At 72.7% G+C, this 13,539-nt stretch carries 9 protein-coding genes; 5 read left to right on the plus strand and 4 right to left on the minus strand.

Annotated features, from left to right (window positions below; all coding sequences use genetic code 11):
- Window positions 1-121 precede the first annotated feature (121 nt).
- Window positions 122-1,396: a helix-turn-helix domain-containing protein gene (locus tag ABZ484_RS22060; RefSeq protein WP_358867607.1), complete on the plus strand. Its 1,275-nt coding sequence runs from the start codon at window positions 122-124 to the stop codon at window positions 1,394-1,396.
- A gap of 16 nt (window positions 1,397-1,412) precedes the next feature.
- Here the strand turns inward: ABZ484_RS22060 and ABZ484_RS22065 are convergent, their stop codons facing one another.
- Both ABZ484_RS22065 and ABZ484_RS22070 read right to left on the minus strand, forming a co-directional pair.
- Entirely contained in the window at window positions 1,413-3,503 is a 2,091-nt protein-coding gene (locus ABZ484_RS22065) for a SpoIIE family protein phosphatase (RefSeq protein WP_358867608.1), read from the minus strand.
- An 89-nt stretch (window positions 3,504-3,592) separates the two neighbouring features.
- Window positions 3,593-4,597, minus strand: a complete 1,005-nt coding sequence (locus ABZ484_RS22070) for an arabinan endo-1,5-alpha-L-arabinosidase (RefSeq protein WP_358867609.1) — start codon at window positions 4,595-4,597, stop codon at window positions 3,593-3,595.
- Window positions 4,598-5,143: 546 nt separating this feature from the next.
- Between ABZ484_RS22070 and ABZ484_RS22075 the strand changes: the two genes are divergently transcribed.
- Entirely contained in the window at window positions 5,144-7,528 is a 2,385-nt protein-coding gene (locus ABZ484_RS22075) for a phosphoketolase family protein (RefSeq protein ID WP_358867610.1), read from the plus strand.
- A 165-nt stretch (window positions 7,529-7,693) separates the two neighbouring features.
- On the plus strand, window positions 7,694-9,436 hold the full coding sequence (locus ABZ484_RS22080; RefSeq protein ID WP_358867611.1) for a GAF domain-containing sensor histidine kinase: 1,743 nt from the start codon (window positions 7,694-7,696) through the stop codon (window positions 9,434-9,436).
- A 22-nt stretch (window positions 9,437-9,458) separates the two neighbouring features.
- On the opposite strand, the gene ppk2 is transcribed toward ABZ484_RS22080, so the two are convergent.
- The gene (gene ppk2 / locus ABZ484_RS22085; RefSeq protein ID WP_358867612.1) at window positions 9,459-10,262 is read right to left on the minus strand and encodes a polyphosphate kinase 2; all 804 of its coding nucleotides are present in this window, start codon (window positions 10,260-10,262) and stop codon (window positions 9,459-9,461) included.
- 130 nt (window positions 10,263-10,392) lie between these two features.
- Window positions 10,393-10,848, minus strand: coding sequence for a cyclic nucleotide-binding domain-containing protein (locus tag ABZ484_RS22090; protein ID WP_358867613.1), 456 nt, complete (start codon window positions 10,846-10,848; stop codon window positions 10,393-10,395).
- A gap of 505 nt (window positions 10,849-11,353) precedes the next feature.
- Here ABZ484_RS22090 and ABZ484_RS22095 point away from each other — a divergent pair.
- Entirely contained in the window at window positions 11,354-12,229 is an 876-nt protein-coding gene (locus ABZ484_RS22095; protein WP_358867614.1) for a universal stress protein, read from the plus strand.
- Between the two features lie 224 nt (window positions 12,230-12,453).
- Entirely contained in the window at window positions 12,454-13,464 is a 1,011-nt protein-coding gene (locus tag ABZ484_RS22100) for a LacI family DNA-binding transcriptional regulator (RefSeq protein WP_358867615.1), read from the plus strand.
- Window positions 13,465-13,539: the final 75 nt, after the last annotated feature.

Consider the following 13,539-nt stretch of genomic DNA (forward strand, 5'->3'; position numbering starts at 1 on the left):
GGACGCTATGCGGCGCGGCCCCGCGCGGGCTTGTGCCGACCTGACAACTCTGCCGCGGATCTTGTCGCCCGGCCACAATCGACCGATCGCCCGCGGGAGACGGCCTCGATAGACTCGCCGCGTGGAGACCGGATGGGCGCCTGCGCGCAAGCCAGCTGCTCAGAAGGCCTGGCGGAAGGTGCTGCGGCCGGTCGCGGCGGAGCTGGCCACGGAAGCGGGGGCGCTCGCGGCGCGGGCCACCGAGGCCTTGCGGGCCGAGGAGCCCGCGTGGTTCCCGGACGCCGAGTCGGTCGCCGAGAGCGTCAAGAGCAACGAGGCACACTTCCTGCTGATCGCGCGGATGCTGGAGCGGGGCGACGACCCACGCCTGGTCGACCTGCCGGCGTCCACGGTCGAGGCGACACGGTCGGTGGTGCACCGGCAGCTGGCCCTGGCGGTGGTACTGCGCTCCTACCGGCTCGGCCACGAGATGATGTGGCAGTGGCTGTTCGACCGGATCACCAGGCAGGCCCTGGGCGCGGCCGAGCAGGCGGCGGCCCTCGATCTCGCCTCGGGCTGGCTGTTCGCGTACGTCGACGTGACGGTCACCCAGACGGAACGCCAGTACACGGCGGAGCGGGAGGCGTGGCTGCGGAGCGCCGCCGCGGCCCGCGCGGAGGCGATCGCGGCCATTCTCGCCGGACGCGAACGTGACCAGAAGCGGGCGACGACGAGGCTGCGCTACGAGCTCAACCGCCACCACCTCGGCCTGGTCGCCTGGGGGGTGGAGACCACGTCCGACCCTCGGGCGGTGTCCGCCGTGGAGCGGGTGGTGGCCGCCGCCGGCCAGGCCGTCGGCGCGGACGCCACGCTGACGCACGGGCTCGGTCCGCAGACGTACGCCGCGTGGCTGAGCCGTACGACGCCGTTCAGCGAGGCGGAGCTCGACCCGGCGCGGCTCCCCGTGCCCGCCGGGGTACGGGTCGTGGTCGGCGACCCGGCGCAGGGGCTGGACGGCTTCCGCCGCACGCACATCGAGGCCACCCACGCCCGCCGGGTGGTCATGCTGGCCGAACCCCGCGCCACGCCCGTCACCCGGTACCGGGATGTGGCCGTCGCCGCGCTCGGCACCGTGGACCCGGAGCAGGCCCGCACCTTCGTCGTCCGCGTGCTCGGGCGCCTCGCCGCCGACGACGAGAACACCCTCCGCCTGTCGACCACGCTCGCCTGCTATCTCGACGAGAACTGCAGCCGTACCCGGACCGCGGAGCGGCTCGTGATCCACCCGAACACGGTGACCTATCGGGTCCAGCAGGCCAAGCAGATCCTCGGTCGCGGCATCGACTCGGACACTCTGGATCTGCGGGTGGCCCTGGCGTTGCTGCCCACGCTGCGCGGCCTGCCGCGCGACCGGTGATACGGGTCCGCCGCGTTCAGTCCGCCGCCGGGCGGAGTTCGGCCCAGACGGTCTTTCCGCGCCGGGTGGGCCGGACACCCCAGCGTTCGGTGAGCTGCGCGGTGATGAACAGCCCGCGGCCGCCCTCGTCGCCGACCACGGCACGGCGCAGCTGCGGCGCGGTGCTGCTGTCGTCGGTGACCTCGCAGGTGAGCGTCTGGTCGCGGACCAGGCGGAGCTCGATGGGGCCCTTGGCGTAGCGGACGGCGTTGGTCACCAGTTCGCTGACGACGAGGGCGGTGTCGTCCTCGAGGTCGTCCAGGCCCCACTCGGAGAGCCGGCCGGCGACTCTTCTCCGGGCGTCGTTGACCACCCGGGGGTCATTGGGGAGGGTCCACGACGCCGTACGGTTCGCGTCGAGCGCGCGGGTGCGGGCGAGCAGCAGGACGGCGTCCTGCGGCGGCTGCTCCGGGAGCAGGGTGTCGGCGAGTGCGTCGCACCTGGCCCGGAGCGAGGAGTGGGCCGCCACCACGCGGCGCAGCTCGTGCAGCGGGATGTGCCGCGGTCGTGCCGCACCGGCGCCGTCCGGGAGCAGGGCGGGGTTGTAGAAGGCGAGGATGCTGCCCACGGGCAGGGTGCGTTCGGTGACGGCGTACTCGCCGACGCCCTGGCCCAGGGGCGGTCCCGGTGTGATCTCGATCAGTTCGACGCCGCCGTCGGGCAGGACCAGGGCCGGCGGTGGGTGCCCGGCGGCGGCCATGGAGCAGCTCCTGGTGACCGGATCGTAGACGGCGTACACACACGTGGCCGGCCAGGTCTGGTCGGTCGACTCCTCGGGGTCAGGACCGCGTGGGGCGCGGGCGAACCGGCTGGCCAGATCGTGCAGGCGGGCGAGGATCTCGTCCGGCGGCAGGTCGAGCTCGGAGAGGGCGGTGACGGCGGCGCGCAGTTCCCCCATGGCCGCCGCGGCGTCGACGAGCCGGCCGGTCGTGTCCCCGGCCGCCAGGGCGACACGCGAGCCCGAGAGCGGGATGACGTCGAACCAGCCGCCTCCGGCGCCCGCGGGAACGTACACGTGGGCGGTGTCCACGGCCGCGTGACACCGCGACGCGGGCTGCCGCAGATTGCGCTGGACGATGCGGGCGACCGAGCGCTCCCGGTGGTACAGGCGGGCGTTGTCCAGACACAGGGCCGTCCCGGCCGCCAGCTGCTCGGCGAGTCCCAGATCGTCCCGGTCGAACGGTACGGGGTTGTGCGAGCGGTACAGGGAGACCAGGCCGAGCACGACCCCCCGGGCGCGCAACGGCACCGTGATCATGGAGTGCACCCCGGCCGCGATCAGCGCGGTGTCTCCCGGGTGGCCCGGACGCAGGACCGGGACCAGCTCGGGCTCCAGGACCGGCAGGACGTCTCGGCGGCAAGGGGCGCAGATCTTCAGGGCGGCGCCGGCCGGTGGGCCGTGCCGGCTGTCCGCGTCGCCCACTGCCCGGGAGGCCGCGCGGCGCAGCGGCAGTCTGACGTCCACGGTGCCGACGGCGGGCGCGTCACCCCGCAGCACGGAGTCGAGCACGTCCACGGTCACCACGTCGGCCAGCTCCGGGACCACGATGTCGCACAGTTCCCGCGCGGTGCGGAACACGTCCAGAGTCCTGCCGACGCCTGCGGTGGCCCGGTTCAGCAGGCGGAGCCGGCCTTCGGCCCGGACCCGCTCGGTGACGTCCGTGACGATGGAGGCCAGGCCCTGCACCGTTCCGTCGGCCTGTCGCAGCTGGAAGAAGGACGCGGAGCTCACATGCTCCCGCACGGGGTCTTCCGGGCTCCGCACCCGGAACTGCACGTCGAGAGCGGGGACGCCGGTCTCCAGCACTTCGCGCGCCGTCTCTTCGACGCCCTCCGGCTCGTCGGCCCGGTAGGTCCGCAGCACGTCGAGCATCGGGCGCCCCAGCATGCGGTCGACCGGGAACTCGTGGATGAACCGGGCCCCGGTGTTGACCCGGACCAGTCGCAGTTGCGCGTCGTAGATGTGCAGGCCGGTCGGCGACTGCCGGAACAGCACTCCGATCACGGCATCGTCCAGCCCGAACCCGCCGGCCATGCCGGACGTGGATGCGCGGTGTGCGGCGGTCACGCGGAGTCCTTGTCGGCGAGGGGCCCCCATCACGGACATAACGAGCAAATCACCGGGCCGTGCCCCTCGCCACCCCTGGCCGTCGGCGGTCAGAAGACGTAGGGCCAGCCCGCGGAGTCGTAGCCGAGCCAGTTGATCCCCAGCAGCGGGGTGCCGTTGTCGGCGTAGTAGTGGTAGTCGAGGATGTCGTGGTCGGTGTCGGCGAAGACGCCCTGGCCGCCGGGGCCGTGGATGCCGCCGTGGCTCGCGAGGATCTCGGTGCCGCCGCCGGAGGTCATGGCGACGCCGTTGCGGTCGTAGTAGGGGCCGGTGACGGACGTGGAACGGCCGACCATGATGCGGTAGGTGCTCTGCGCGCCGCGGCAGCAGTAGTCGAACGACACGTAGAGGTAGTAGTAGTCGCCGTGGCGGAAGATGTACGGGGCCTCTATGGGGCCGCCGCCGCGGCCGGCGACGGAGCGGACGGTGGTGTCGGCGCGCAGACCCGTGGAGGGATCGATGGCGACCATTTTGATGCCGGACCAGAAGGAGCCGAAGTCCAGCCACCAGCGGCCCTGCGCGTCGACGACGAGGTTGGGATCGATGGCGTTGTAGTTGTCGGAGGTCTGGGAGGCGATGACCAGGCCGCGGTTGGTCCAGGTGCCGGGGTCGCCGCTGGGGCTGGTGGCCAGGAAGATCGCGGAGTGGTTGGAGCCGAAGGTGGAGGCGGCGTAGTACATGTAGTACTGGCCGTTGTGGTAGGAGAGGTCCGGCGCCCACAGGCTGCGCGAGTTGCCGGTGTAGCCGTAGGTCCAGGAGGCGCCGCCGGGGAAGGCCACGCCGGTGTTGTGGAACGCGGTGCGGTCCGGGGAGTACTTCAGGCCGATGTTGTCGCCGGTGTAGGCGACCAGGTAGCCGCCGTTCGGCCGCTTGACCGTGGACGGGTCGTGAACACCGGTGTCACCGCTGACCGCGCCGGGGCCGGGGTAGGCCGCGGCGGCGGAGGACCGGCCCGTCGCGCCGAGGCACAGGGCCGTCAGAACGGCCGCGACCAGCGCACCGACCCATCGGCGGGGTAACGGACCGGCGGTCGTGCCTCGTTTCGATCGGAACATGCGGGTCTTCCTTCCTCGGTGTCGGGGGGCCGGAACCAGGCGGCGCGCCGCCGACCTGTGACGGCCCGGATCGCGTCCGAACAGGTCGTGTCCATGTCGCGGCCGGACGAGGTGGTGTCCACCGGGCAACGCCTCACGGCGTGAGTGCCGCTCCCGCCCGGGTCGGGCCGGCGGCACGCCCGGCCTGTCATACGGCGGTGTCCCGGGCGTGCCGACCGTACTGGTGTGAACGGCCGGGAGACACATGCCGGGGGAAGGCGCGACGGCCCCGGAGCATGGCTGCTCGCTCGCTCCGCGTGCTCGAGGTGGGGGAACGCGGTGCGGGTGTCGAGCGTGGGAGCGGTTCCACGGTGGCGGACGCCTGATGCCGTGTCAAGGGCCGGCGGAGGCGGTCACGCATCGGCGACGTCCGGCCCCCGGGCGTGACCCGAACGGCCCTGCCGGGTACCCGGGCGGCCACCGGAGGGTGGAAGTGGTGTGCCGCCGGCACCCAGGTGCGGCAGCCCCACCGCTGTTCCCGAGCACGTCGACCAGGAAGGATCCCTGATGTCCGTCGAGACGCGGCAGGCCCCCGCCGGGCTCACGGACGAGGAGCTCGCGACGCTGGACGCCCACTGGCGCGCCGCGAACTACCTCTCCGTCGGCCAGATCTACCTCATGGCCAACCCCCTGCTGACCGAGCCGCTGCGCCCGGAGCACGTCAAACCGCGGTTGCTGGGCCACTGGGGCACCTCGCCCGGCCTCAACCTGGTCCACACCCACCTCAACCGGATCGTCAAGACCCGCGACCTGAACACCCTGTGCATCTGGGGCCCCGGTCACGGCGGCCCCGCGGTGCTGGCCAACTCCTGGCTGGAGGGCTCGTACACCGAGACATACCCGGACGTCACCCGGGACGCGGTCGGCATGGCCCGGCTGTTCAAGCAGTTCTCCTTCCCCGGCGGTGTGCCCAGCCACGTCGCCCCCGAGACGCCGGGCTCGATCCACGAGGGCGGCGAGCTCGGCTACGCGCTCTCCCACGCCTACGGTGCCGCGTTCGACAACCCCGATCTGCTGGTCGCGTGCGTGATCGGCGACGGCGAGGCGGAGACCGGCCCGCTGGCCGCGTCCTGGCACTCCGACAAGTTCCTCGACCCGGTCCACGACGGAGCGGTCCTGCCGATCCTGCACCTGAACGGCTACAAGATCGCCAACCCGACGATCCTGGCCCGGCTCCCCGAAGCGGAACTCGACGACCTGCTGAGGGGCTACGGCCACGACCCCCTTCACGTCACCGGCGACGACCCGGCAACCGTCCACCGCGCCCTGGCCGCCGCCCTGGACACCGCCGCCGACCGCGTCGCCGCGATCCAGCGCGCCGCCCGCGAGGACGGCGTCACCGACCGGCCCCGCTGGCCGATGATCGTGCTGCGCACCCCGAAGGGCTGGACCGGCCCTGCCGAGGTCGACGGCCTGCCCGTGGAGGGCACCTGGCGCGCCCACCAGGTCCCGCTCGCCGCCGTCCGCGACAACCCCGAGCACCTGCGGCAACTGGAGGCATGGCTGCGCTCCTACCGGCCCGAGGAACTGTTCGACGAGCACGGCGCCCCCCGCCCCGACGTCCTCGCCTGCGTCCCGGCGGGCGCCCGCCGGCTCGGCGCCACCCCGCACGCCAACGGCGGACTGCTGCTGCGCGAGCTGCCACTGCCGCCGCTGGAGAAGCACGCCGTCGAGGTCGACAAGCCCGGCGCCACCCTGCACGAGCCCACCCGCGTCCTCGGCGACCTGCTCGAGGACGTAATGGCGGCCACCGCCGGCCGGCGCGACTTCCGTCTCGTCGGCCCCGACGAGACCGCCTCCAACCGCCTCGAGGCCGTCTACGGCGCCAGCGGCAAGGCCTGGCAGGCCGAGACCCTGCCCGTCGACGAGAACCTCGACCCGCACGGCCGGGTGATGGAGATCCTGTCCGAGCACACCTGCCAGGGCTGGCTGGAGGGCTACCTCCTCACCGGCCGGCACGGGCTGTTCTCCTGCTACGAGGCCTTCGTGCACATCGTCGACTCCATGGTCAACCAGCACATCAAGTGGCTGCGCACCACCCGCCGCCTGACCTGGCGCGCCCCCATCGCCTCCCTCAACTACCTGCTGACCTCGCACGTGTGGCGCCAGGACCACAACGGCTTCTCCCACCAGGACCCCGGCTTCGTCGACCACATCCTCAACAAGAGCCCCGAGGCCGTGCGGGTCTACTTCCCGCCGGACGCCAACACCCTGCTGTCGGTGGCCGACCACGCACTGCGCAGCCGCGACTACGTCAACGTGATCGTCGCCGGGAAGCAGCCCTGCTTCGACTGGCTGCCCATGGACCAGGCGACGGTGCACTGCGCGCGCGGCGCCGGGGTGTGGGACTGGGCCGGCACCGAGGACGGCAGCCGCGAACCCGACGTGGTGCTGGCCTGCGCGGGCGACGTGCCCACGCAGGAGGTGCTGGCCGCCGCCCAGCTGCTGCGCCGGCACCTGCCCGAGCTGGCCGTGCGCGTGGTCAACGTCGTCGACATCGCCCGGCTGATGCCCGCCGAGGAGCACCCGCACGGCATGACCGACTTCGAGTACGACGGGCTGTTCACCGCCGACAAGCCGGTGATCTTCGCCTACCACGGCTACCCGTGGCTCATCCACCGACTGGCCTACCGCCGCACCGGCCACGACCACCTGCACGTCCGCGGCTACAAGGAGATCGGCACCACCACCACCCCGTTCGACATGGTGGTCAGCAACGACCTCGACCGCTACCGCCTGGTCATGGACGTCATCGACCGCGTCCCCGGCCTCGCCGTCCGAGCCGCCGCCGTACGTCAGCGCATGGAGGACACCCGGCTGCGCCACCAGGCGTGGATCCGCGAGCACGGCGTGGACCTGCCGGAGGTCGCCGACTGGACCTGGGACGGCTGAGGCGGCCGATGAACGGGGCGGCCGGACGGGCCGGTCCCGTGACGCTGTTTCGCCCGGATCGCGCCGCCGCGGCGGCGCATCCGTGCCGGGCCCGGGTCGCAGCGACTACTGTGACGGCTGAGCGGAACGCCTTTCAGCACGTCACAGGGGCTTGGAGGAAGAGCGGTGGGAGGCTCCGAGGAGGCCGAGGACGCCCGGGTGCGGCTGCCGCAGCTGCGGCTCGACGAGCTGCTGGAGGAGCTCCAGGCGCGCCTGGACGCGGCCCGCGGCACCCGGGACCGCGTGCACAGCCTGCTGGAGGCGGTGCTCTCCGTCGGCCGGGAGCTGGACCTGGAGCAGGTCCTGCGCAGCATCGTGGAGGCGGCGGCCACTCTCGTCGACGCCGAGTACGCGGCGCTGGGCGTGATCGGCCCCGACGGCAGGCGGCTGTCCGCCTTCCACACCGTCGGCGTGAGCGAGGACCTCATCGCCCGGATCGGTCCGTTCCCGGAGGGGCACGGGATTCTGGGTGAGCTGATCCGGCATCCGGAGCCGCTGCGGCTGGCGAGGCTGTCCGAGCATCCGTCGTCGTACGGTTTCCCGGCGCATCATCCCCCGATGAACACGTTCCTGGGGGTTCCGATCCGGGTGCGTGATCAGGTGTTCGGGAATCTCTATCTGACGGAGAAGCGGGGCGGGGCGGAGTTCGACGAGGAGGACGAGTCGGTTCTGTCCACGCTGGCGGTGGCGGCGGGTGTGGCGATCGACAACGCCCGGTTGTACGAGGAGTCCCGGCTGCGTGAGCGCTGGCTGGAGGTGAACGCGGAGATCACCCACAGTCTGATGTCCGGGGCCGCCCAGGCGGAGGTGCTCAAGCTGATCGCGGAACGCGCCCGCGAGATCACCGGCTCGGCGCTCGCCGCGATGTCCACCCCCGTCAAGGACACCGACACGCTCACCGTGGAACTGGCCATCGGCCGGCAGGCGGAGGCCCATCGTGGGCTGGTGCTGCCCGTCGACGGCACCCTCACGGGGGAGGCGTTCACGAGCGGCACACCCGTGAGCAGCCCGGACATCGCGCACGACGCACGTGTCACGGCCGGACCGCCGCGGTTCTCCGGCCTCGGCCCGGCCGTCGCCGTGCCCGTGGGCACAGGCGGCCAGGCGCGCGGAGTGGTGCTGCTCGTCCGCGAGACGGGGGCCGGGAACTTCTCCGACACCGAGCTGGAACTGCTCAAGGCCTTCGCCGCGCAGGCCGCCCTCGCCATGGAGCTGACCGAGCGGCGCCAGGACGCGGAGCAGATCACGCTGCTGGAGGACCGCGACCGGATCGCGCGGGACCTGCACGACCTCGCCATACAGCGGCTGTTCGCCACGGGGATGACCTTGCAGAGCGCGGGCCGGTTCATCGACCACGCCAGTGCCAAGGAACGGGTGCTGCGGGCCGTCGACGACCTCGACGAGACCATAAAGATCATCAGGTCGACGATCTTCGGTCTGCGGACGCGTGAGGGTGAGGCGGCTCCGGGTCTGCGGGCGCGTGCGGTGCGGGTGGTCGCCGAGGCCGCGCGGGTGATGGGGTTCGCGCCGAGTGTGCGGATGGAGGGTCTGCTGGACACTCATGTGCCCAGGGAGGTTGCGGACCATGTGGTGGCGGTGCTGTCGGAGTCGTTGACGAACGTCGCCCGGCACGCGCACGCCGACCGGGTCGAGGTGGCGCTGGAGACGGACGGCAGGACGGTGCGGCTCACCGTCGCGGACAACGGTGTGGGCATTCCCGCCGAGGGCCGCCGCAGCGGCCTGGCCAACATGGCCGAGAGGGCCCGCGCTCTGGGCGGCGACCTGGAGTGGACCACCCCCGACGGCGGGGGAACCAGGCTGGTCTGGCAAGCGCCGGTGAGCGACGCCGGCACCCCGTCCGGCCCCTGACCGCGGTGGGAGTGCCGTCCGCTCACAGGTCCGCCGCGTGATCGGGGACGTAGGTCCGCAGATCGCGCGGCGGACGCTCGTACCCGGTCGGCTCCGGCCGCGGCGGCAGTTCCGGCACGGGCGGCGAGACGTCGTGGTACGGCAGGGTGCTCAGCAGGTGAGCCATCATGTTCAGCCGGGCGCGGCGCTTGTCGTCGCTCTCCACGACGAACCAGGGCGACTCGGCGATGTCGGTGTGCGCCATCATCTCGTCCTTGGCCCGTGAGTACGCCTCCCAGCGGGTGATCGACTCCAGGTCCATCGGCGACAGCTTCCACCGCCGCAGCGGGTCCTCCAGACGGCGCCGGAACCGCTCCTCCTGTACGTCGTCGCTCACCGAGAACCAGTACTTGCGCAGCAGGATCCCGTCCTCCACGAGCAACCGCTCGAAGACCGGGCACTGGCGCAGGAACCGCCGGTACTCCTCCTCGGTGCAGAAGCCCATCACGTGCTCGACCCCGGCCCGGTTGTACCAGGACCGGTCGAAGAGCACGATCTCCCCGGCGGCCGGCAGCTGCTCGGCGTACCGCTGGAAGTACCACTGGGTGCGCTCGCGCTCGGTCGGCTTGGGCAGCGCCGCGATCCGGGCGACGCGCGGATTGAGGTGCTCGGTCACCCGCTTGATCGTGCCGCCCTTGCCGGCCGCGTCCCGCCCCTCGAACACCACCACCAGCCGGGCACCGGTCGCCCGTACCCACTCCTGGACCTGCACCAACTCCGTCTGAAGGCGCAGCAGTTCCTTCTCGTACCTCTTGCGCGGCAGCTTCGCCGCCTTCGTGTGGGCCATGCCCCAGGGTCGCATCGCCCTGTCACTCGGGCACGGCGAGCGTCGCGCGGCTCGGACAGCCGGCGCAGCGGCGTGAAGCGGGCCGACGATGCGCAGGTACGGTGGCCGCGCGGCCCGGAGGCCGCGCTCGTCACCTGGTGCCGCTGCCGTACGGGGCGTAGAGGTCGAGGAGCCGGACACGGGCCGATTGCAGCCGGTGCGCGACCACCTTCCCGACCCAGACGGCGACCGCGCGTCCCAACTCGGGATCCCCGGCGCACAGCATCCGCACGGCGTCGGCGTCGAACTCGTGGGCCCGGACCGGGCTCATGGCCTCGGCACCCAGTTGCCACACGTAGGGCGGGAAGTGCCAGGACCAGCCGAGCAGTTCCCCATGTCCGACGGACTCGATGACGGCGGGGCGGCGCCCGGGGACATGCAGGTCGAGGGCGACCGTCCCGGTCCTGACGATCCAGAACCGGTCGGCGTGCCGGCCCTCCTCGAACAGGCGGCTGCCGACGTCGAAGCACACCTCGCGGCCCACGTCCATGAGCCGTTCGCGGTGCCCGGCCGGCAGTGCCGTGGCCAGAGTAATGGTGGAGGTCATCGCACCGGCTCCCTTCGTTCCCGTCGGACGAGGCCGTGGGTCTGCTGCTTTCAGGCTCCGCCGGGGCAGGCCGCGGTGCCATGGGCCGACCGGACCCGCTTCGGGGACCTCCGGCCCAGGCGGCGGGGAGCCCCGACACGCAAGGCCGATGCGGGAGGACGCGGCGAAAGAACTACGCGAAAGAACGACGGGAAAGGACGTCGCCAGAGGACGACACCAAAGGACGGGAAGGACCATCCGCTTCTCGCGGATCCTGATTGCGCGGTGCGCGGCCGGAGCCGCTTCTCCGCGTCTTTCCGGCGATCCTTCCCGCCGCTTTCAGGACACCACACGGACCGCCCCGACGCCAAGACCGCTCGGTCCGGACGGCGCCGACGGGCCGTAGGTCCCCGGGACGGAGGCGGACCGCCCTCGCGCCGGGGCGTGCGGGATGCGACGGTGGCAGCGGGACCTCCTGCCGAACGATGTGAACGACGAGGCGGACCGGTGAAAGGCGGTGGAGACGATGGAACTGCCCCTGGTCGTGGGCGTCGACGGGTCCGAGGCGAGTCTGACGGCGGTCGACTGGGCGGTGGACGAGGCCGTCCGGCACGGTCTGCCGCTACGGCTGGTGTACGCCTCGCTCTGGGAGCGCTACGAGGGCGCCGCCCCGGCGGGCGGCGCCGACCGTCCCTGGGAGCAGGTCAGGGCGGAGCAGCTGATCGCCTCCGCGGCGCAGCGGGCCCGGCGGCGCGGCCCCGATGTGAAGGTGACCACCGACATCCTCCCCGAGGACGCGGTGACCGGCCTGCTGAGCGAGGGCAACCACGCCTCCGTGCTGATCACCGGATCCCGTGGGCGCGGCGAGCTGAAGGGGCTGCTCCTCGGCTCCGTCGGTCTGGCCGTGGCGGGCCGGGCCCAGTGCCCGGTGGTCGTGGTGCGCGGTGACGCCGCCGGCCTGGCCGGCACCCACGAGCGGATCCTGTTCGGCGCCGGCGAGACCGGCACATGCGACGAGGCCGTGCGGTTCGCCTTCCGGGAGGCCGAGGCACGCGGCTGCGTCCTCGACGTCGTACGGGCCTGGCGCCGGCCCGTCCTCAGGACGGCCGGCGGCGCCACAGCGGCCGGGGAAGCGGCCCACGCGCCCGAGGGCCGGGCGGCCGCCGAACTGGAGGAATCGCTGAGCGAGGCGATCGCCGCCCATCCGGCGGTACGGGTGCGCCCCGCGGCGGCCGAGGGTCCGGCGCACCGGGTGCTCGTGCACCGTTCGGCCGCCGCGGACCTGGTGGTCGTCGGGGCGCGGCACAGGACCGGGCCCTTCGGCCTCCAGCTCGGCCGCACGGCCCACTCGCTGCTGCACCACGCCCAGTGCCCGGTGGCCGTCGTGGCACAGCGGGCGTGACACCGCCGCGGGACCGGCCTTCGGGCCGTCCCGCCGTGAGGGCGAGGCGGCTCCGGGTCCGCGGGCACTGATCTTTGCAAGTCCTGCGTGGATTTTGCACGGCTCCGCCCGTCCGATCCCTCGGTGTTGTCCGGCATACTCACGCTCCGCTGGGAGCGCGGCCTCCCTCGATCCCAGCACCCCGGCCGCAATCCGCTTGCGAGAATTGCGCTAGCCTTGCGTACATGACGCGACGACTTGCTCAGGTGGCTAAGAAGGTGGGGGTCAGCGAGGCGACGGTCAGTCGTGTCCTCAATGGCAAGCCCGGGGTGTCCGAGTCGACCCGCCAGGCCGTCCTCACGGCCCTCGACGTGCTCGGGTACGAGCGGCCCACCCAGTTGCGCGGAGAGCGCGCCCGGCTCGTCGGCCTGGTGCTGCCGGAGCTTCAGAACCCGATCTTCCCGGCCTTCGCGGAGGTCATCGGAGGGGCGCTGGCCCAGCAGGGGCTGACCCCGGTGCTGTGCACGCAGACCAAGGGCGGCGTGTCCGAGGCCGACTACGTGGACCTCCTGCTCCAGCAGCAGGTGTCCGGCGTGGTCTTCGCCGGTGGCCTGTTCGCGCAGGCCGACGCCCCGCACGACCACTACCGGCAGCTCGCCGAGCGGGACATCCCCGTGGTGCTCATCAACGCCTCGATCGAGGGCCTCGACTTCCCCTGTGTCGCCTGCGACGACGCCGTCGCGGTCGAGCAGGCGTGGCGGCACCTGGCCTCGCTGGGGCACGAGCGGATCGGCCTGATCCTCGGCCCCAGCGACCACGTTCCCTCGCGCCGCAAGCTGGAGGCCGCCCGGGCGGTGGCGCGGGCCACGGGCGCGGAGCTGCCCGAGGAGTCCGTCGTGCGGTCGATGTTCTCGCTCGAAGGGGGACAGGCCGCGGCCGCCCGCCTGCTGGACGCGGGCGTCACCGGCATCGTGTGCGCGAGCGACCCGCTCGCCCTCGGTGCCATCAGGGCCGTGCGCAGGCGCGGGCTCTCCGTCCCGGCGGACGTCTCGGTCGTGGGGTTCGACGACTCCGCCTTCATGAACTGCACCGAGCCGCCGCTGTCCACCGTCCGGCAGCCCATCGAGGCGATGGGCCGCGCGGCGGTCGAGCTGCTGTGCGCCCAGCTCCAGGGGACCCGGTCGCACCCCGGTGAGCTGCTCTTCGAACCGGAACTGGTCCTGCGCGGCTCGACCGCGCCGCCGCCGGCCGGTTGAGTCCGGCCAGCCCCTTCCACATCCGCCCATATCCCCCGGAGCCGGCCTCGGCCGGGCGCCACCCTCGTGGCGCCC

It is taken from the genome of Streptomyces sp. NPDC006393, assembly GCF_040628575.1.
In the GTDB taxonomy this organism is placed as follows: domain Bacteria; phylum Actinomycetota; class Actinomycetes; order Streptomycetales; family Streptomycetaceae; genus Streptomyces.

What these genes read in the sequence shown, in the direction of transcription:
- ABZ484_RS22070 (WP_358867609.1), bottom strand. Translation starts at nt 4,597, where the DNA reads ATGTTCCGATCGAAACGAGGCACGACCGCCGGTCCGTTACCCCGCCGA.
- ABZ484_RS22075 (WP_358867610.1), top strand. Translation starts at nt 5,144, where the DNA reads ATGTCCGTCGAGACGCGGCAGGCCCCCGCCGGGCTCACGGACGAGGAG.
- ppk2 (WP_358867612.1), bottom strand. Translation starts at nt 10,262, where the DNA reads ATGGCCCACACGAAGGCGGCGAAGCTGCCGCGCAAGAGGTACGAGAAG.
- ABZ484_RS22090 (WP_358867613.1), bottom strand. Translation starts at nt 10,848, where the DNA reads ATGACCTCCACCATTACTCTGGCCACGGCACTGCCGGCCGGGCACCGC.
- ABZ484_RS22095 (WP_358867614.1), top strand. Translation starts at nt 11,354, where the DNA reads ATGGAACTGCCCCTGGTCGTGGGCGTCGACGGGTCCGAGGCGAGTCTG.
- ABZ484_RS22100 (WP_358867615.1), top strand. Translation starts at nt 12,454, where the DNA reads ATGACGCGACGACTTGCTCAGGTGGCTAAGAAGGTGGGGGTCAGCGAG.